Below are 558 nucleotides of genomic sequence, written 5' to 3'. Positions count from 1 at the left end.
AGATGTGTATAAGAGACAGACACCCTGGTGTTACGCGTCGATCTGGCCGGCGACCCCAGCGTGGCCGAACTCCTTGCCCAGGTGCGCGCGCGTAGCCTGGCCGCCTTTGAGCACCAAGACCTGCCCTTCGAGCTGCTCGTGGAACGGCTGCACCCCACCCGCTCCCTGGCCCATCACCCCCTGGTCCAAGTCATGCTGGCCTGGCAACACCACAACCCCACCGAGCGGGATCTAGCCGGTGGGCTGGCGCTAGGTGAGCATGTGCGGGTTCGCCCCTTGCCGGTGCAAACTTGCACGGCGCGCATGGATTTGACCTTCACCCTGGCCGAACGCTGGACCCCAGAGGGCCAGCCGGCCGGAATCGGTGCGGTGGTGGAGTTCCGCACCGACCTCTTCAACCCCGACAGCATCCACACCCTGATCACCCGATTCCAGCGGGTGCTAGAGGCAATGACCGCCGACCCCCAACGACTGTTGTCCTCGGTCGGGGTCCTCGACGAGTCCGAGCGTGTCCGCCTGGATAACTGGGGTAATCGGGCGGTGTTGGACCGCCCGGCG

Annotated in this window: 1 pseudogene; it reads left to right on the top strand. The window is 65.9% G+C overall.

The features are described from left to right. Nucleotides 1-18: 18 nt before the first annotated feature. A pseudogene (locus A5781_RS25225) lies at nt 19-558 on the top strand (condensation domain-containing protein); the annotation flags it as partial.

Source organism: Mycobacterium sp. 852002-30065_SCH5024008 (assembly GCF_001665645.1).
GTDB classification, from domain to species: Bacteria; Actinomycetota; Actinomycetes; order Mycobacteriales; family Mycobacteriaceae; genus Mycobacterium; species Mycobacterium paraffinicum.
The sequence above is the reverse complement of the archived record's forward strand: the minus strand, read 5'-3'. Positions and strand labels throughout refer to the sequence as shown.